17 protein-coding genes and 1 tRNA gene are annotated in these 17,650 nt (G+C 63.1%); 6 read left to right on the top strand and 12 right to left on the bottom strand.

Going from position 1 to position 17,650, the window contains the following annotated elements; translation table 11 throughout:
• Positions 1-26: 26 nt before the first annotated feature.
• Positions 27-1,097 (top strand): AsnC family transcriptional regulator, encoded by a 1,071-nt coding sequence (locus tag VGM51_11895; protein ID HEY3413739.1) that lies wholly within the window; start codon positions 27-29, stop codon positions 1,095-1,097.
• Between the two features lie 67 nt (positions 1,098-1,164).
• Here the strand turns inward: VGM51_11895 and VGM51_11900 are convergent, their stop codons facing one another.
• From VGM51_11900 to VGM51_11910, 3 genes are all read right to left on the bottom strand, one after another.
• Entirely contained in the window at positions 1,165-1,764 is a 600-nt protein-coding gene (locus VGM51_11900) for a superoxide dismutase (GenBank protein HEY3413740.1), read from the bottom strand.
• Positions 1,765-1,906: 142 nt separating this feature from the next.
• Positions 1,907-2,557 carry a histidine phosphatase family protein gene (locus VGM51_11905; protein HEY3413741.1) on the bottom strand — a complete coding sequence of 217 codons (651 nt, stop codon included), beginning with the start codon at positions 2,555-2,557 and terminating at the stop codon, positions 1,907-1,909.
• A 13-nt stretch (positions 2,558-2,570) separates the two neighbouring features.
• Positions 2,571-3,614, bottom strand: coding sequence for a Clp1/GlmU family protein (locus VGM51_11910; GenBank protein ID HEY3413742.1), 1,044 nt, complete (start codon positions 3,612-3,614; stop codon positions 2,571-2,573).
• Between the two features lie 57 nt (positions 3,615-3,671).
• Here VGM51_11910 and VGM51_11915 point away from each other — a divergent pair, with 57 nt between their 5' ends.
• The 5 genes from VGM51_11915 to VGM51_11935 all read left to right on the top strand — a co-directional run bounded on the left by VGM51_11915 (position 3,672) and on the right by VGM51_11935 (position 8,824).
• On the top strand, positions 3,672-4,160 hold the full coding sequence (locus VGM51_11915; GenBank protein HEY3413743.1) for a hypothetical protein: 489 nt from the start codon (positions 3,672-3,674) through the stop codon (positions 4,158-4,160).
• Positions 4,161-4,460: 300 nt separating this feature from the next.
• A tRNA-Met gene (locus VGM51_11920) sits at positions 4,461-4,538 on the top strand.
• A gap of 101 nt (positions 4,539-4,639) precedes the next feature.
• Positions 4,640-5,764, top strand: coding sequence for a hypothetical protein (locus VGM51_11925; protein HEY3413744.1), 1,125 nt, complete (start codon positions 4,640-4,642; stop codon positions 5,762-5,764).
• 122 nt (positions 5,765-5,886) lie between these two features.
• Positions 5,887-7,044 carry an iron-sulfur cluster carrier protein ApbC gene (apbC, locus tag VGM51_11930; GenBank protein ID HEY3413745.1) on the top strand — a complete coding sequence of 386 codons (1,158 nt, stop codon included), beginning with the start codon at positions 5,887-5,889 and terminating at the stop codon, positions 7,042-7,044.
• A gap of 97 nt (positions 7,045-7,141) precedes the next feature.
• Positions 7,142-8,824 (top strand): carbohydrate binding domain-containing protein, encoded by a 1,683-nt coding sequence (locus tag VGM51_11935; GenBank protein ID HEY3413746.1) that lies wholly within the window; start codon positions 7,142-7,144, stop codon positions 8,822-8,824.
• A gap of 76 nt (positions 8,825-8,900) precedes the next feature.
• On the opposite strand, the gene rpsR is transcribed toward VGM51_11935, so the two are convergent.
• From rpsR to VGM51_11980, 9 genes are all read right to left on the bottom strand, one after another.
• Positions 8,901-9,164, bottom strand: coding sequence for a 30S ribosomal protein S18 (gene rpsR / locus VGM51_11940; GenBank protein HEY3413747.1), 264 nt, complete (start codon positions 9,162-9,164; stop codon positions 8,901-8,903).
• 74 nt (positions 9,165-9,238) lie between these two features.
• Positions 9,239-9,712, bottom strand: a complete 474-nt coding sequence (locus VGM51_11945; protein HEY3413748.1) for a single-stranded DNA-binding protein — start codon at positions 9,710-9,712, stop codon at positions 9,239-9,241.
• Positions 9,713-9,752: 40 nt separating this feature from the next.
• The gene (gene rpsF, locus VGM51_11950) at positions 9,753-10,283 is read right to left on the bottom strand and encodes a 30S ribosomal protein S6 (protein HEY3413749.1); all 531 of its coding nucleotides are present in this window, start codon (positions 10,281-10,283) and stop codon (positions 9,753-9,755) included.
• Positions 10,284-10,446: 163 nt separating this feature from the next.
• Positions 10,447-11,571: an ABC transporter permease gene (locus tag VGM51_11955; GenBank protein ID HEY3413750.1), complete on the bottom strand. Its 1,125-nt coding sequence runs from the start codon at positions 11,569-11,571 to the stop codon at positions 10,447-10,449.
• Positions 11,572-11,737: 166 nt separating this feature from the next.
• A complete protein-coding gene (locus VGM51_11960; GenBank protein ID HEY3413751.1) occupies positions 11,738-12,898 on the bottom strand; it encodes an ABC transporter permease in 1,161 nt (386 codons plus the stop codon).
• Entirely contained in the window at positions 12,895-13,899 is a 1,005-nt protein-coding gene (locus tag VGM51_11965) for an ABC transporter ATP-binding protein (GenBank protein ID HEY3413752.1), read from the bottom strand. Before VGM51_11965 ends, VGM51_11960 begins: the two co-directional genes overlap by 4 nt.
• Complete coding sequence (locus VGM51_11970) at positions 13,896-14,879, bottom strand: ABC transporter ATP-binding protein (protein ID HEY3413753.1); 984 nt, start codon at positions 14,877-14,879, stop codon at positions 13,896-13,898. The genes VGM51_11965 and VGM51_11970 overlap by 4 nt, the downstream gene beginning before the upstream one ends.
• 107 nt (positions 14,880-14,986) lie before the next feature.
• On the bottom strand, positions 14,987-16,564 hold the full coding sequence (locus VGM51_11975; protein HEY3413754.1) for an HlyD family efflux transporter periplasmic adaptor subunit: 1,578 nt from the start codon (positions 16,562-16,564) through the stop codon (positions 14,987-14,989).
• Positions 16,565-17,164: a TetR/AcrR family transcriptional regulator gene (locus tag VGM51_11980; protein HEY3413755.1), complete on the bottom strand. Its 600-nt coding sequence runs from the start codon at positions 17,162-17,164 to the stop codon at positions 16,565-16,567.
• Between the last annotated feature and the right edge of the window lie 486 nt (positions 17,165-17,650).

Here is a 17,650-nt window from a genome sequence, read left to right on the forward strand (position 1 = left end):
GTCATACATGCTATACTCACAGTACTATGAGCACGTCTGAAGAACCGCAAATTGTCGCTGATACCGTTGTCCCCCTGGACGACTGTGATAAGTCGCTGTTGAACGCCCTGCAGTGGGAGTTCCCACTCGCCGAGCGGCCTTTCCAGGCCATAGGCGCGGCCGTAGGGCTGCCGGAAGAAGAGGTGCTGGCGCGGATCGAGCGCTTGCGCCGCGACCACGTGATCCGCCAGATCTCCGCCATCTTCGACAGCCGGCGCTTGGGCTACAAGTCTTCGCTGGTGGCAATGGCGTTTCCGAAGGACCTTGAGGAGCGCGCTGTTCAGATCGTGAATGCGCATCCAGGCGTTTCGCACAACTACCAGCGCAACCACGCGTTCAACATGTGGTTCACGCTCACCATCCACCCCAGCATGGACCTCGAAACCGAGATGAACCGCCTGGGCGATGCGGCGGGCGCAACATCCAGCCGCCTTCTTCCGACAATCAAGCTTTACAAGATCAACGTGAAGCTGGATATGAGCGGTGATGCCAGCGCAACGGATAAAGAGGAAACCGCCTACGTGAAGCCGACGGGCGAATTGAAGCCCATCACCACCGAAGACATCTTCGCCATCCGCGAACTCCAATTGGATATGCCGACCGTCGTGGAGCCGTTCGCGCCGATGGCGGAACGCCTCGGAGTGACCGTGCCTGCGCTTCTGGAGCGCGCCCAAACATTCCTCAACAACGGCCGCATGCGCCGGTTCGCAGCGGTGCTGCACCATCAGTCGGCGGGATTCACCCATAACGCGATGAGCGTATGGAAGGTGCCGGACGAAAGCGACATCGAGCGCTGTGGGCGAATCATCGCCGGGTTCCGGTCCGTCAGCCACGCCTACCGCCGCCCAACCTACCCGGACTGGCCTTACGCGCTGTTCGGCATGATCCACGGCCGGAGTTACGAGGATTGCCACGCGGTGGCGGACGCCATCAAGGCGGAGACGGGATTGGCTGAGTACGACCTGCTGTTCAGCACGCGGGAATGGAAGAAGATACGAGTGCAGTATTTCGTCGAATCCGATTTGACGCTGGACCAGATGCTGCAGACCGCAGCCTGATCCGAACCAGCGAAGGCTCTCAACCGCGCGGTTGAGAGCCTTCAACGTTGTCCATCCACACTCGAAACTAGAACCGCTTGCTAACGGCGTTCCAGTCAACGACGTCCCACCAAGCCTTCAGGTAATCCGGCCGGCGATTCTGGTAGCGCAGGTAATAGGCGTGCTCCCAGACGTCGTTCAGCAGGATCGGCGTCAGGCCGTCGGAGATCGGCGTGTCCTGGTTCGCGGTGGAGATGATGCTCAGTTTGCCCGCGGAGTCCTTCACCAGCCAGACCCAGCCGCTGCCGAATCGCTTCACGCCGGCGTCGTTAAACTTTTCCTTGAACGCATCAAATCCGCCAAAAGCGCTGTCGATGGCGCCGGCCAGCGCACCGGTCGGCGCTCCGCCGCCGTTGGGGCCCATGCTCTCCCAGAACAGGATGTGATTCACGTAGCCGCCGCCGTTGTTCTTCACGGCCGTGCGGATGTCTTCCGGGACGGCGGACAGGTTCTTCAGCAGGTCCTCGGCGCTCTTGCCTGCCACTTCCGCACGCCCCGCTATGGCAGCATTCAGGTTGTTCGTGTAAGCCGCATGGTGCTTATCGTGATGGATTTGCATCGTGAGTTCGTCAATGGCCTTCTCCAGCGCGTTGTATGCGTAAGGCAATGGTGGTAGTTCAAACGGCATTTCATTCTCCTTGGCGTTTCGGGCCTTAAGGCCCCAACTCGAGCGCCCCTTCCCAGTGGGACGTTTGGTTTTGTTGTAATACTAACCCCCGAAAACGCCGAACCGTTCCCTCAGACGTACCTTAACCCGCCGCATCCATCGCTCAGAAAGCGCTCTCAATGAGCGTCTTGCCCGGGTTCGGAGGCTCGGGAACGGCCTCTCTGGGGGGCACATTATACGACTCGAGAACGAATCTGCCATCGCGCAGGATGACGGTCGTGACCGAAGCGTTCCCGATGCGCATCCTATGGTGAGCGGCCACAGGAGCTCCCAGCACCCAGGCCGTGAACACCTTGATGGGGCCGCCGTGCGCCGCAACGACGACCGTCTCATCCGCATGGTCGGCGGCAATCTGCTCTATAGCGCCGACGATCCGATCCTGGAGGGCATCGTAATCCTCGGCGCCATCCGGCGTCACCCAATCGCCGGCCTGAAGCCGAGCGTAATTCGCCGGATCATCGGCAGCCAGTTCCGGCATGCTGCGGCCTTCCCACGCGCCCCAGCAGCGCTCCCGCAGCGCCGGGAGGATCTGCACGGCCAGCCTGTGCGGCGCGGCGATCATATCCCCTGTGACCCTGGCGCGACTGAGGTCGCTGGCGTATACCGCCGATATGCCCTCTTCGGCAAGCTCAGCGGCGGTCAACTGGACCTGAGCCCTGCCTGCGGCGTTCATCGGGATGTCTGAATAACCCTGAACGCGGGCATCCGCGTTCCAGTCCGTCTCTCCGTGTCTCACTATCAGCAGTCGTGTCAATGATTCCTCTCTCTCATGCGTCCCTTTCCGGGACGTTCGGCAGACCCGTTCCGTCCGTCCGATGCCTCATCGTGCCCGCATGGACCGCAATGGCCTCGGCCAGGCTGTACACAGGAGCGCGCACCGCCGCCGTCAGCGATGGCCAGTCGACCTTCTCGATCACACCCATAGCCACGCAGAACCCGTGTGGACCGATGAACCCGAGGCTTCGCCCCGCCCAGAACGCGCAGTCGAACGTCACTGCGGAGCGAACCCCGAATTCCGCCGCCACCTTGTCCAGCGAATGTCGCGGCGGTCCCAATGTCCAGAATGCCACCGAAGCGGCTCCGCGTTCCGCGTGGAGAACCGGGCAGCCAAGCAAAGGCGACGCGATCCGATGGTCGGTGCTCGTGAGTGGGGTTCCGAAGCCCAGGCGTGTGCCGCGCAGGAGTTTGTCCGTAAGCGGAACCTGGTGCCGCCGGGCGTCGGCGAAATACCTCGCCAGCTTCGACGCGCGGCGAGCGGCCCGGAGACCGGGCGGTTTCGGCCGCACGCCGGAGGCTACCTCGGTGCGCACCACCGGCGCTCCGATCCCGGACAGCCATCGTTCCAGTTCATCGCGTCGCTGGATCGCCAGAACCGCACCCGGACGCAGCGCGTCCACCAGGAAGCGACTCAGCCCATGGCCCGAAGGCGTGTTCACGAACGACGGCGTGTCCACCAGCACCAATTCCGCGCCCAGTTCGATCGCTCTCTCCGCAAGCCGCAAGGCCCCCGTAACGACTTCCACCATCGACGGAAACGGCGTCGTGGCGCCCACATACCACTGCGCGCGAATCCTCCACTCACTGACTGGTTTGTCCGGTGCCGCCTCGCAAAGGTCCATCATGCCCGGCGGCCCGACCTCGGACTGGCCCACGTCCAGGTCCAGCACCATGACCTGCCGGCCCGTGTCAGCCTGTTGCGCCGCCAACGAGGCGATCCGCGACGACTTGCCGGTGTCGGAGGCGCCGATGGCGAGGATCACGCCGTCCGCGGCGACGGCCTCTTCGATTGTCGATGGAACTGGAACAATCATCGGGATGACCACGTCATGGTGGATAGAACAAGCAACGCTGTTGGAAGGAGAATATCCATGCTGAAACGATTCGTCGGATTCGCGGTTTGCGCGCTTCTTCTCGGCGGTGTGTACACTTGGGCCCGCTCGGCGGCGCGCCTTGAGGGCAGCGGTTCCGCGCAGGTCACCTCGACCATCCTGGCTGCCTTTCAGGCGGCAAATATGGGCCGCGTGTCCGAAGCCATGGACGCTGTTTCCTCCGACTACAAGGATAGCACGGGCCTGAACCGCGACCGCCTCTGGTTACTGCTCCACCGCGCCGCCGATAACAGGCAGTTGTGGGACGTGACCGCGCGCAAGATCACACCAACGGTCGATGGCCGCGATGCCAGCGTGGAATTGCTGGCGGCGGTAAATATCGACGGTGAACCGACGCAGCGCACCTATCCGCTTACGCTCAGCATGCGGCTTGAGGACACGCACGTGTGGGGCGTCATTCCCACCCAGCGCTGGCGCGTCGTCTCCGTCGGAGGACTGCCGGACGAACTCCTGAGCCTGGGAGACTGACGGGACCGCAGCGCGGCATCCCCACCCTCCGGAGGGCGGCGCAGCATCGCCGTCCTCCGGACTGCACTCCGGGCATCCGTCAAGGTATGGACGGTGATACGTGTTGGTCACGTTCCACCCCATCGGCTGAAGCCGAATGGGGGCGCCACCGCGCCGTTAGAACGGCGAACGTGTGGGGCATTAGGCACCGCGGTCTCTCACCGCTATTCAGACACGCACCCATTGAGCGCGCGAACTTGCCAACGCGCCAATCGGGTGATATACTTCTAGAGGCGCCGCCGCTCTGGGGGCGCCTGTTTTGCCAGAGTAGCTCAGTTGGTTTAGAGCACGCGGTTCATACCCGCGGTGTCGGGGGTTCAAGTCCCTCCTCTGGTACCAGACCTGTGTTCAGGAGCGCCGGCGTTCTCGCCGGCGCTTTTTGGCGTATGGACGCGTGAGTTGCATTGCCACGCTCTCCCTTAGCGTGCCACCTTAAAGGTATGAAGATCCTCTGTATCGGGCTGGCGGTCGCGAGCGCGGGTGCCGCGGTCCACGCCGGCGAGCCGTCGATCCCCCTGCAGTCGGCCCTGCGCACACGAGGGACGGGCTCCATTGTTGCCCTGGATGGCCTCGACCCGCTCACCACAGCCACCATTGCCGTGGACCGTGCGGTTTCTCCCGGCAAGATGATCTACTGCGGCAGTCCTGAATATTGCCCGGGCAGCGGCGTCCTCTACCGCGACACGTTCACCACCGACACGGACGTACGGCTCTATCTCTACCACGTGAACGCGTCGAAGAGGCCGATGCGCTTCAGCATCGTGCTCGAACCGGTCGGCGGACCGGCGGTCGTCGACGTGAAGAACTCCATCGTAATCGGCCCCAGCATTGACTATTTCTCCGTCGGCCGCCTCTCATCGTTCATCCAGTTGGGCCGGCCCGTGCCGCGCGAACCGCGTCGCATAAGGGTCGACGGGATCACGCTCCTGGACGAGGATCTCGACCGAAGGGTATGCCCACCGGGGCGGACGGAACCGCTGGTTCACAGCCTCCACGATTTGCGCGTGGTGAGCGGAACGGTTCGCGTGAGCTCGGTCGCGGTTGAGGAAAGAGCGGACACGGTCGCCCGGTTCCCCACGCTGACACTGCTGAGCCGCGACAAGAATCACGACCGGGGCACATACGACGGCCTGACCATCAGGCTCAACGCCATCGATACGTATTCCACGGCGGACGGCGTGCGGCACCTGCGGCTGGCGGACGGGAAAACCGATGGGTGGCTGCCCGGGGGGGACGCAACGCTGAAGACGGATGAGCCGTATCGCGGCGCCTATGGCGTTATCTACCGCGTTCACCTGAGATTGGCCTCGCCGGACGGCCGAAGGGTTGCGCTGGTTCTGAACCCGCGCGGCGGCGGCTTGGGTGGCGCCGTTTCCGTTGAGACGCCGGGGCACGGCCGATCCACCGGCTACACCCCGGACCTGGGTCTGGGCACCGTGAACGCGAAGGAAGAGGCGGTTATCCTGGGCAAGTGGAACCCGCGCGTCACCCCCGAAGTTACCATAGTGTGGACGCCGCCCGGCGCGGCGAGCCTGCCCGTAGAGTGGCTGCTGATTCCGTATTGAGGGCCTGGAGGGAAGGGCTGAGGGCCGAGAAGTGAGAATTGAGCCCCCTGGCCCAGAGGTCACTCTCGCAGCGTTATATTCCTGTCTCCCGCCTCCTGACTACCGTCTCCTGACTACAAACCATGAAATTGTTCGGAAATAAGAACGGACCGGCGCCCGAAGCGCCGGCGGTGACCGAAAACGCGGTGTTGAACGCGCTTCGCGGCGTGATCGACCCCGACCTGCATCGTGACATCGTGGAACTGGGCTTCATCAAAGACCTGAATATCCACGAGGGCACGGTCGGGTTCACGGTAGAGCTCACCACGCCCGCCTGCCCGGTAAAAGAGAAATTGAAGTCCCAGGCGCACGATCTGGTGGCGGTCATCCCGGGCGTGACGCAGGTGGATGTTCACATGACGGCGCAAGTACGGCAGAGCATGGACCCGTGGTCGCAGCGCGCGCCGGTGCCGGGTGTGCGGAACATCGTGGCGGTAGCATCCGGCAAAGGCGGCGTTGGCAAGAGCACCGTGGCCGTCAACCTGGCGGTGGCGTTGGCCCGGCAGGGCGCCCGTGTCGGCCTCATGGACGCGGACATCTATGGCCCCAGCATCCCGATGATGATGGGCGCCCAGGATGCGCACGTCATGGGCGACGCCGAGGGGCATATCATGCCGCTGGAGGCGCACGGGGTGAAGATGGTTTCGATCGGATTTATCCTCGGCGAGAATGCGCCCGTGGTGTGGCGTGGGCCGATGGTGGGCAAGGCCGTGACCCAACTGGTGCGCGAATGCGTCTGGGGCGAGCTTGACTATCTGATTATCGACCTGCCGCCCGGCACCGGCGACGCGCAGTTGAGCCTGGCCCAGTCCGTACCGGTGTCGGGCGGGGTGATCGTGACCACCCCCCAGGACATCGCGCTTCTCGACGCCACGCGCGGCCTGAGCATGTTCCGTGAGGTGAAGGTTCCGGTGCTGGGCATCATCGAGAATATGAGCTACTTCGCGTGTCCGCACTGTGGCGAGAAGACCAACATCTTCAGCCACGGCGGCGGCCGCGAGGCGGCGGAGCGGATGAAAGTGCCGTTCCTGGGCGAGATCCCGCTGGACGTGGACGTCCGCATTGGAGGCGACACGGGAATGCCTATTGTGGCGGCGAAACCCGGGAGCCCTCAGGCGGTGGCGTTCATGGAACTTGCGTCGAAGGTCGCCGCGGCGGCGAGCATCGCCGCCATGGACCTGCATGTCCAGAGCGAGGGCTTCATCCCTCTCAACACGCTGGTTGGCCCGCGGGCGAAGTGAGCCCGGAGTGGAAGCAGTGAGGCAGGGAAGCGTCGCATGCGCGCGGCGCTACGGGCTACTATGAGTGTACTTTAACCGGCGAAAGGAGCCCCGTCCCATGCACATCCATTGGCGGCGTTGCGTTTGCCTGCTCGTAGGGCTGGGCGTCATCACTACATGCCGCGCGGCGGCGCCCAGACACCGCTGGGTTTACCTGAGCACCAACCTCCAGGTGGCCGATAACGTGGGAGTGGCGGAAGGAATCCTCCGCCGCGCCAAGGCGGCAGGGTACAACGGTGTGGTCCTCTCGGACTACAAACTGAACCGCCTGGATTCGGTCCCTCCACAGTACTTCGACAACGCCAGGACCTTCGCGAAGACCGCGGCGGCGCTGGGGTTCGACGTCTATCCCGCCGTCTGTCCCATCGGATACTCAAACGGCCTGCTCAGCCACGATCCCAATCTTGCCGAAGGCCTCCCCGTGAAGGACGCGACATTTGTCGTGAGCGGGCGAGAAGCCGACGTGGTCTCTACAAACCTCCTATCGAACGGCGGCTTCGAGGCGGTTCATGGCGACAAACTCGACGATTGGACCATGCAGGACGCTCCGGGCGTCGTCTCGTTTTCTGATTCGAGCGAGCATCACGGAGGCGCCCGGTCGATCCGCATGACAAATATCGGCGCCGGTGATCCTCAGGCCGGGCACGGGCGACTGATGCGCACCGTTCCCGTGAAGCCGTTCCGGCAATACCATGTCTCGGTCTGGATCAAGACCAAGGACTATGATTCACCCGGTGAAACCCGTTGTACTGTCCTCACGGCCGCCGGAGCGGAGTTGACGTTTCCAGGCTGGAGCATCGCGCCAACGCAGGATTGGACCGAATACCACGCGGTCTTCAACAGCCTCGCCAATACCAGCGTGAATGTCTACTTTGGCGTCTGGGGCGGCAAGCACGGGTCTATCTGGTGGGACGACGCCCGCGTTGAGGAGGTCGGCTTCCTGAACGTGCTGCGACGCCAAGGGTGCCCGCTGACCGTCAAGGGCGAGGACGGGACCCCATACTCCGAAGGCTCGGATTTCGACGTTGTGAAGGACGAGAGAATGGGAACGGTACCGTGGCCGGGGGAGTACGAGGTGTACCATACTCCGCCCCATTTACGGCTGCTCCGGGGGTCACGCATCAAGGATGGACAGATGCTGAAGGTGAGTTTCTACCACGCGGTAACGATTTACGGTGGGCAGGTCTGCTCCTGCTTGTCCGATCCAAAGGTGTACACCCTTTTGGCCGATCAAATACGGCGCGTGAACGACCTTTTCCACCCGAAGGGCTTTCTGATGTCGCACGACGAATTACGTGTGGCCAACTGGTGTGAAACCTGCCTCAAGCGCAAACTGACTCCCGGTGAACTCCTTGCCGACAATGTGAAGCGTTGCGCGGCGATGATCCGGAAGGCCAGCCCGAAAGCGGAACTGTACGTATGGTCGGATATGTTCGACCCGTACCACAACGCTCGGGATAAGTACTATCTGGTCAATGGCGCCCTGCTCGGTTCGTGGCGGGGCCTGGATAAGGGCGTAGGTTACGTTAACTGGAACTTCGACGCCCGGGCCAAAAACGCGGCATGGATCAACAAGCGGGGGAACAAACAAATCCTGGCGGGTTATTACGACGGCAAGCCGGAGAGCATCAAGACGTGGCTGAACGATATTCGCGGCGTTTCAGGCGTTGACGGCGTGATGTACACAACGTGGCAGAACCGATACGACGACCTTGAGGCGTTCGCCAAAGCGGCCTGGTGAAATGCTAAGCGGTGAGCGACCAACGATGAATCCCCTATCGGGACTCATCGTTGATCGCTCACCGCTGAGCGTTTATTTAGTCGGCGACGAACGGGATCAGCGCGATCTCGCGAGCCCGCTTGATGGCGACGGCAACCATTCGCTGGTGCTTGGCGCATGTGCCGGTAACGCGGCGCGGCAGGATCTTGGCGCGGTCGTTCACGTGGCGGCGCAACCGCGCGATGTTCTTGTAGTCGACAGTGTCAACTTTGTCCACGCAGTACGCGCAGAACTTGCGATGGCGGGTGCCTTTGAAAGGCTTCGGGCCGCCTCCGCGTCCCTGTCGGGGACTTGGTCTCATTTTCGGTTTCTCCTTGGGCTATCGGGCAAGCCTCGCCGGGCCTGCCGAAGAAAGCGCCGGTTAAGGCGCGTGTGTTATTGATCGGCGAACGGATCGCCGTAATCGGGCTCATCGGACGGCGCCGCCGAGGCCGATGTGGCCGCGGGGCGTTCTGCGGCGCCGGTTGGCTGCGGCCGGTTGCCATAGGTGGGCGGCGCTTCGCCGGGTTCGCGCGGGGCGCGATCTTCGTCCCTCGGGCTGTCGACAAATTCGACACGATCCGCGACGACTTCGGCTGCGTAACGCTTGGTGCCGTCCTGCGCGACCCAATTGCGCATTTCGAGGCGCCCTTCCACGGCGGCCCTGCGGCCCTTGTGGAAATAGTTGGAGATGAACTCCGCCTGTTCACGCCACGCCTTGATGGTGATGAAGTCCGTTTCCTTCTCACCGCTGGCGTTCTTGAAAGGGCGATCCACAGCCAGGCGGAAATCGGTGACGGCCACTCCGCTGGGAGTGTATTTGAGTTCAGGGTCGGTTGCCAGGCGTCCAATCAGGATGATTCTGTTCATTCAAACGTCTCCAAATGGCAGTATTGTTGGTTCGGCTGGATTACTCGGCCTCTTCGGCCGGGGCTGCTTCGGCCGGAGCCGCAACCGCTTCGGGCTCGGTTTCGACGGCCGGGGCTTCTTCGGAGGTGGGCTCGGCGACTTCAGCCGGGACTTCTTCGGCCGGCGATGATTCGACGACGGGCTCGGCTTCCTCGGCGGGCGTTTCGGCCGGCGCCGGGGCTTCCACTGCGGCGGGCGCGACCGGCGCGGGCGGCGGTTCCGGCATCGGCGGCATCACTTCGAGGCGGACGACGAGCGCACGCAGGATTCCGTCGGTGATGTTCAAGACGCGCTCGAGCTCGGCCGGCACCGTGGCCTCTCCCTCGAAGTGCATTACAATGTAATGACCTTCGCGTTTGTGGTTGATGATGTAGGCGAGGCGGCGCTTGCCAAGCGTGTGGGTGTCGACTCTGATGTCGGTCGCCCCCTGAGCTTCTGCCAGGGCGCGGAACCGTTCGACCAGGGCCGCGGAATCGGTTTCGGTGACGTCGGGATCGATGATATAGACGACTTCGTAGGGCCGTACAGGCATTATGTGTCCTCCCTTTGGACAATTGAGGCCTCCCGGTCGGGAAGCAGGAAGGGCGGGCGAACGGATATTCGCCCGGGTAGTTCCGTTACATGATAGCACGAGTGTCAAGGGAATATAGGCGCGCGCATTGAGAGCGTCTGCACCCTCCGCAAGAGGATTCGGCTCAGTCCAGCCGCCGGTGGAACGAACGAACACCGATGAAGAAGAGTCCGCCGCTCAGCGCGCACAACGCCAGCACCTGCGGCCATAGCGTCTCGATCCCCAGCCCCTTCAGATATACCCCGCGCACGATCTCCAGGAAATAGCGCTGCGGCACAAACGCCGAAACCCCCTGAGCCCAAGCGGGCATGGTCGCGATCGGAAAGATGAATCCGCTCAAAAGGCTCTGTGGAAGGTTGTTGAAGAAATTGAGCAATTGCGCCTGTTGCTGCGTTTTCGCCACGCTTGAAATCAGCAGGCCCAGCCCCAGCGTGGATAGCACGAACGGGATCATCGACATCGCGAGGAAAAACACGTTACCCCGGAATGGAACGCGAAACAGCAGGACCGCAAGCACAGATACGATGCTGCCGAGGCCCAGGGCCAGAACGGCGGGCGGCGTCATCTTGCCCAGCATGAATTCCCATGTGGAGAGCGGCGTCACCATGATCTGCTCCAGCGTCCCGATCTCGCGTTCACGCGCGATGCTGAGAACGGTGAGGCTGGATGCCAGGATGCTGATGAGCAGCGCCACGATGCCCGGCAGCACGAAGTTGCGGCTCTTGAGTTCCGGGTTGTACCACACCGACCTCGCCACCATCACCGAGGCGGGAGCATGCCCCCTCCGTTCGTACCACTCAGCCTGCACGTCACCCGCGTAGTTCCTCAGCGTGCCGGAAAGGTAAGCCACCGTGAGCGTCGCGGTGTTTGTGTCGCTGCCGTCCGCCACCACCTGCACCGGCGAGTTGTCGCCACGATCCAGGCGCCGCGCAAACCCTGGTGGAATCTGAATCGTCACCTGCGAACGGCCGGAATCGAGATCGTCCATCAGCCCCTTCTGCGAATCGACGGGGTGCACAATGAAGTAGCCCACGTTGCGGAGGTGGTCCACCACCTGCCGCGACGCCTGGGTGTGGTCCAGGTCAAGGTAACCCACTCGCAGGTCCTTGGGGTCGTTGGTCACGGCATAGCCGAGGACGATCAACTGAATGACCGGCGCCACGGCCAGCATGCGCAGCGTCTGGGGATCCCGCAGGTTCTGCAGGAACTCCTTGCGCACCATCGCCTTCAATCGTTGGACATCAATCATGGTGGGGGTTTCGAGTTCCGAGTTCCGGGTTTCACGTTCCGGGTTTCGAGTTCCGAGTTCCGAGTTTCGGGAGTCAGGTTTCGGGGCTCGGCCTGGCGGCTCGCGTGCTATCTGCGCGCCGCCACATAGCCAACCTTCCTGTCTCCTGCCTCCTGTCTCCCGCCTCCTAATCCAATCGTTTCACAAACCGCGTCGAAGCTCCACGCAGGAAAACCACCGTTGTGATCGCGAGCCACGCGACTTGCGGCCACAATTGCGAGATGCCCGAGCCTTTCAGGTAGATCTCACGAACAAAGATCAGGAATTGGGTAGAAGGCAGCAGCGCGGTGAAGTCATAGAGCAGCGCCGGCATGCTTTGCCGCGGATACGCGAAGCCGGACAGAAGGAGGGTCGGCAACAATGTGGCGAGGAACCCCAACTGGAGAGCGAAGGCCTGGCTTGGCGCGCGAGCGGAAATCAGGAGCCCCAGCCCCATAACCCCGGCCAGGAAAATCAGCATGCCGGACATGAGCAAGGCAAGCGAACCTACCGGAAACACACCGAACAGCACGTACCCGAACACGATCAGCAGCGTCACGTCCACCATCCCCGCGCATACGTACGGGATCAGTTTCCCGACCATCAATTCCCGCGCCTGTACCGGCGACACCACCAGCCCCTCCAAAGTGCCGACTTCGCGCTCCCGCGCCACCGTCGTCGATGTCAGCAGCGCCGCCGTGATGCTCAGGATAAGCACCAGGAGCCCCGGCACGATGTAATTGGTGCTGTTGAGTTCGGGGTTATAGAGGATGCGCGGCGCGATCGTGATGTTCGGCTGCTTCCGCATCGCTCTGGGTGCCCGCTTGAGCGCCGCTGAAGCCCCCTGTTTCGCGAGGAAATCCCCTATCTGCGCATCGGCGTATGCGATCGCCACGCCCGCCGTCGTGCTGTCGGAACCATCGTAGATCGCCTGCAACTCTGCCCTTCGCCCCGCGCTCAAATCGGAATCGAACCCCTGCGGGATCACGATGACCGCCCGCACCGTACCGTGGTTGAACAACCGTTCCACTTGAGCTTCGCCGCTCACATCGCCTACGTACTTGAGATACTCGTTCCCCTGAAGCGCCTCGCGAAGGGCTCTGCTCCGCGGGGTGTGATCCCGGTCGAGTATTCCCAACGGGATGTGCTTGAGGTCGAAGTTGATCGCGTATCCGTACAGGATTAACGTCACGATCGGTAGCAGCAGGATCACGCCGAGCGATTGCCTGTCGCGCCGGAGATGCGTCCATTCCTTGCGCGCCACCGCCCGCAGCCGCCGCCACGACCAGAGGCTTTGCCTGTCGGTCATTGCGCTGCCTCCGCGCGATCGACGCCGGCAACCAGCGCCACGAACACATCCTCAAGCGTCACTTCCACCGGCCGCACGGACTGCACCGCCACGCCGGCCTCCCGAAACCGTGCCACCCAAGCACTTGCATCCATCCCTATGGCAGGGCCGGCGTCCCGCCGGTTCTCCGCCGCATCGACGGATTTACCCGCGGTTGTCAGATGCATCGCCGCCCCGAAGAGCGCAGTTTCCTCCACGTCTCGCCAGGTCTCCGCCACGCGCATGGCATCCATCGGAGCATCGGTCGTAACCTCCAGGACCGTGTTCGGGTACTGGCTCTTCAATTCCGCCGAAGTGCCCAGAGCCACACGTTTCCCCCTGTAGATCATCACGAGGCGGTTACAGTACTCGGCCTCCTCCATGACATGCGTCGTCACGAGGATCGTCACGCCGGAATGCGCAAGGCTGTCGATCAGGTCCCAGAAACGGCGCCGCGACACTGGGTCCACGCCGCTCGTGGGCTCGTCCAGAAACAGGACGTCCGGTTCGTGTACGACCGCGCACCCAAGCGCCAGCCGCTGCTTGTACCCAACGGAAAGCGTCCGCGTGAGGCGGTCGCGGTCTTCGACCAGATCCGCCAGGTTCAGCACCACGTCGATCCGCTCGCTGAGCCGGTCCGGCGGCACCTTGTACACGCCCGCGTAGAACTGGATGTTCTCCAGCACCGACAGGTCGTTGTACAAGCTGAATTTCTGGCTCATATAGCCGATCCGCGTCTGGATCTGCTGCGCCTGTTTCACGATATCCAGGCCAACCACCGAGCCCGAACCCGCCGTCGGCGTCAGAAGGCCGCACAGCATCCGGATCGTTGTGCTCTTACCGCTGCCGTTAGGCCCCAGAAAGCCGAATATCTCGCCCTTGCACACCTCAAACGAGACTCCATCCACCGCCGCGAAATCGCCGAATTTCTTTACGAGGCCGTCCACCACGATCGCCGTCTCCGGACATGTTCGCTCAGTCATCTGCGACCGCCGTTCTGGCCGCCCGGCACGGCATGCACAGCGGCAGCCTCCGCGGCGAGGTGTACAAAGATGTCCTCCAGGCCCGGCTCCGTCGGCGATACGGACCTTACCCCTATCCCCGCGCCCTGCAATGCCGCCCGCAGGGCCGGTTCGGCCGTAAGGCCATCCACCGTCAGGACGTGCAGGAGGTCGCCGAAAAGCACGCTCTCCAACACGCCCTCGCGTCCCAGCAGCGTATCGCGCGCCGCACGCGGTTGATCGGTATCGAACACGAGGATGTCGCCGCCCGCCCGTTGTTTCAATTCCTGTGGGGTCCCTGACGCGATGATTCGTCCGTGCGACATGAAAGCCACGCGGCGGCACCGCTCCGCCTCGTCCATATAGGGAGTGCTGACCACGATTGTGACGCCTTTCCGGGGAAGGTCATACAGAATCCCCCAGAAGTCACGGCGCGAGACAGGATCCACGCCGGTCGTCGGCTCATCGAGAAACACAACCCGTGGGGTGTGCAGCAGCGTACAGGACAGCGCCAATTTCTGTTTCATCCCACCGCTGAGGTTGCCCGCAAGGCGATCTTTGAACGGTATCATCCGGCTGGCCTGCAGCAGTTCATTGGCGCTGGCCTGCCATTCTCCGTCCGGCACGGAGTACATCGCCGCCACGAACTCCAGATTCTCCCAAACGGTTAGGTCCGAATACTGGGCAAAGGTCTGGCTCAGGTAGCCGATATGTCGCTTTGCCGCCTCCGGATTGCCAAGCACATCCTCGCCGCCCACCCACGCCCGGCCCGCGTCGGGCAGGAGGATGCCGCATAAAAGGCGAAAAGTCGTGGTCTTTCCCGCCCCGTCCGGCCCAACCAGCCCGAATACCTCTCCCGGTGGAATCTCCAGGTCGAGCCCCGCGACGGCCGGCCGCCCGCGAAACGCCTTTGAGAGACCTTCCGCGTAAACCGCCTGTTCAGTTGCTCCGGTTTGGGCCATCGCTGGAATAGTGCCTTCTCACCATACGCTTCGGGCAACCGCGAGGGATGCGGGCGAGGCGCCCGCGCAACGGTCGGTGCCCTCGGCGCGCAGCCCTTTACTAGGGCTCACCGGTTCGGCAGAACCACGTGCGCCGGCATGCCTGGCTTCAGACGTCCGTCCGGGTTATCGATGGCGACCTTCACCCAGTACACCTGCTGCAGCCTTTGATCGCGGGTCTCCACGTTCTTAGGCGTGAACTCCGCTTCGGTGGCGACTTCCGTCACCTTCCCCCTGAAGGTCCCTTCGGTAACGTCCGTATCGATAGTTCCTTTGTCGCCCACTTTCACCTTCCCGAAGCTCCGGAACGGCAGGTACACCCTGACGTAGGCATGCCCAACGTCCAGCATCTTTACGATGGGCAGCCCCGCAGAGACGACTTCGCCCTCACGCGCCACAATCGTCGATATCTGCCCATCGCCTGGCGCCTTCACCAGGGCCTCGGCAAGATGCCTTTGAGCCAGGGTGACGGCCCCCTCGGCTGCCTGCCATTGCCCCTTTGCCGCCGCCACGGCATCGGCCGTGTTGCCCGCCTCAAGCAACAACAGGTTCTGCCGCGCTGCGTCAGCCTGTCCTCTCGCGGCCGCCACCGCCGCTGCCGAGGAATCCCGCAGCGTTCGTGACTGAATTCGGTCAGCCCACGCGGTCTGGGCGTTCGTCAGGGCCTGACGCGCCCCTTCCAGTTGCGCTGCGACCTGTCGGGCCTGAGCCTCCGCCGCGTCTTTCTGTTTCGAGGTGGCGGCCTTCGCCGTCTGGGCGGAAATCACGCCTTGCCTGGCCGCCAATCGGTCCTTTAGCGCACGCGTGGCGTTATCCAGTCCCGCCTTGGCCGCCGTCGCCTGGGCCTCCGCGGTGTCCAGACCGGCCTTCGCGGTGTCCAGCGCCAACCGCGAGTTGTCCATATCGCGTTTCGCGACGGCGCCCTGAGTGAACAGACCGGTGATCCGGTCGTAGTCCGCGCGAGAGGTAGCCATTGCTGTGAGGGCGCGCTCCCGTGCCGCGCGCGCTGAATCGTACTGCCCCTGCGCCGCGTCCCGCGCTTGCCGGAGTTCCGTCACAGCGTCCAGTTCCTCTTGAGCCGTCGCCAGCGTATCACCCGCCCCGGAAGCCGTCGCTCCCGCCGCCTGCGCCGTTCTAAGGGCCGCTGAATATTGCGCGGTCAGGGCGCGTACCTGCGCCTCCGCCGCTGTCAAAGATTGCTTTACGTCAGTTGCATGGCTGAACGCGATCTCAGCATTCACGAGGTTCGTCCGCGCGCCGGCATACGTGGCCTCCGCCGCCGCTGCCTGTGCCCGTGCGGCCGCTATTTGCTGCGCCCGCGAACCAGACTTGATGTTCAGGTACGTATTCAGGGCCGCATCACGCTGGCCGACGGCTTGCCGAAGCTGCGCCCGCAGGTCCCGATCGTCAAGCCGCGCGATCACCTGCCCAGCCTTGACCTTGTCGCCCTCTGCCACCAACACCTTCTCGATCCGCCCCGCCACTTGCGGGCCGACCTCGATCTCGGTCGCCTCCACCGTGCCGCTGGCTTCGGGCGGCGCGAGCGCGGCGCGCCGGTCCTGTATCCAGTTGTACGCAATGACTCCAACGATTGCGACGGCCAGAATTAGCGGGATCATCTTGCGGTTGAATTTCGGTTTCGCCATTTATTCATTCTCCGGGCGGGAGGCCACACCGTGTACGAACACTTCCACGAACGTCTCGATGACGACGTCTTCGGAGTGCGGGATGACGTGCCGGAACATCGGGGCGCCAATCGTGCGCGCGAACAGGAGGGCGAGGAACATATGGGCAAAGAGTATCGGATCCCCCGGCCCGACTTCGCCGGTATCCTGCCGGTGCGCGAAGAACGCACCGAGCAGTCTGATAGCCGCCAGGGGGCGCTTTGCGAGAAATGGCTCCTGTTCCGGATGGCTGGACACCTCCATCAACTGAACGCGCATCAACAACTGAACCTCCCGCATAGCCGCCATGGCGTTCCTGGCGACCGCGCACAGATCCGTGTAAAGGTCACCTGTATCCGCCCCGGCGAAAAGGTGGTCGACGTTCTCGACGCTGGCGAACCGCTCGCCGAGCGCGTCCAGCAACCCCTGTTTGGTGCCGAATTGGCGGAAAAGGGTCAGTTCGCTTACGCCGGCCCGCTGGGCGACCGCGCGCGTCGTCATGCCCCGACTGCCGCGCTGTGTGTAAATGTGCGCCGCCGCGATCAGCAATCTTTCTCGAGTATCAGGTTCCTGCGTGTTCATCTGTCTGTGCGTAAGCAATTACTTACACACAAGATACCCTGCCCCGCCACCCGACGTCAACCCCAACCTCGTGAAAGACACCCGATTTTATCCGGCCGCAGGCGGCGCCGCGCGAGACGGAAGCCTTGCCGTACGGCCGCTCAGCGCCCCGGCGAAAATTCGCCCATGTGTGTTGCGTTGTGTTATAATTTATACAGGTTCCTTGTAAAGGGGGATCGGGAAAGACGATGCGGAGCAACTGCCATCCATATCTATGTGAAGGCGCGTTTTCAGCGGTCGGGTTAGTCCGTCTGCCTCGGGAATCGCGTGCCTTCACGATACGCACGCGTAGTTACACCCCGGTTATACCCGTTTCCACGAATACGGCCCGCCGCGTCTAGCACGCGACGGGCCTTTTCCGTTTTGGTTGTAAGGCACTTGTGCACAGCGCCAGGCGCCCGCGCAGCCGGGATGCCGGCCCCAAGGGCAGGGGCGGCGGAGAGTACT

The sequence above is a fragment of the Armatimonadota bacterium genome (genome assembly GCA_036504095.1).
Classification (GTDB): Bacteria; Armatimonadota; DTGP01; order JAKQQT01; family JAKQQT01; genus DASXUL01.

Bases quoted from the DNA above. Each gene is read 5' to 3' on its own strand.
- VGM51_11895 (HEY3413739.1), top strand. From the start codon at position 27: ATGAGCACGTCTGAAGAACCGCAAATTGTCGCTGATACCGTTGTCCCC.
- VGM51_11900 (HEY3413740.1), bottom strand. From the start codon at position 1,764: ATGCCGTTTGAACTACCACCATTGCCTTACGCATACAACGCGCTGGAG.
- VGM51_11910 (HEY3413742.1), bottom strand. From the start codon at position 3,614: ATGATTGTTCCAGTTCCATCGACAATCGAAGAGGCCGTCGCCGCGGAC.
- VGM51_11915 (HEY3413743.1), top strand. From the start codon at position 3,672: ATGCTGAAACGATTCGTCGGATTCGCGGTTTGCGCGCTTCTTCTCGGC.
- VGM51_11925 (HEY3413744.1), top strand. From the start codon at position 4,640: ATGAAGATCCTCTGTATCGGGCTGGCGGTCGCGAGCGCGGGTGCCGCG.
- apbC (HEY3413745.1), top strand. From the start codon at position 5,887: ATGAAATTGTTCGGAAATAAGAACGGACCGGCGCCCGAAGCGCCGGCG.
- VGM51_11935 (HEY3413746.1), top strand. From the start codon at position 7,142: ATGCACATCCATTGGCGGCGTTGCGTTTGCCTGCTCGTAGGGCTGGGC.
- rpsR (HEY3413747.1), bottom strand. From the start codon at position 9,164: ATGAGACCAAGTCCCCGACAGGGACGCGGAGGCGGCCCGAAGCCTTTC.
- VGM51_11945 (HEY3413748.1), bottom strand. From the start codon at position 9,712: ATGAACAGAATCATCCTGATTGGACGCCTGGCAACCGACCCTGAACTC.
- rpsF (HEY3413749.1), bottom strand. From the start codon at position 10,283: ATGCCTGTACGGCCCTACGAAGTCGTCTATATCATCGATCCCGACGTC.
- VGM51_11955 (HEY3413750.1), bottom strand. From the start codon at position 11,571: ATGATTGATGTCCAACGATTGAAGGCGATGGTGCGCAAGGAGTTCCTG.
- VGM51_11960 (HEY3413751.1), bottom strand. From the start codon at position 12,898: ATGACCGACAGGCAAAGCCTCTGGTCGTGGCGGCGGCTGCGGGCGGTG.
- VGM51_11965 (HEY3413752.1), bottom strand. From the start codon at position 13,899: ATGACTGAGCGAACATGTCCGGAGACGGCGATCGTGGTGGACGGCCTC.
- VGM51_11970 (HEY3413753.1), bottom strand. From the start codon at position 14,879: ATGGCCCAAACCGGAGCAACTGAACAGGCGGTTTACGCGGAAGGTCTC.
- VGM51_11975 (HEY3413754.1), bottom strand. From the start codon at position 16,564: ATGGCGAAACCGAAATTCAACCGCAAGATGATCCCGCTAATTCTGGCC.
- VGM51_11980 (HEY3413755.1), bottom strand. From the start codon at position 17,164: ATGAACACGCAGGAACCTGATACTCGAGAAAGATTGCTGATCGCGGCG.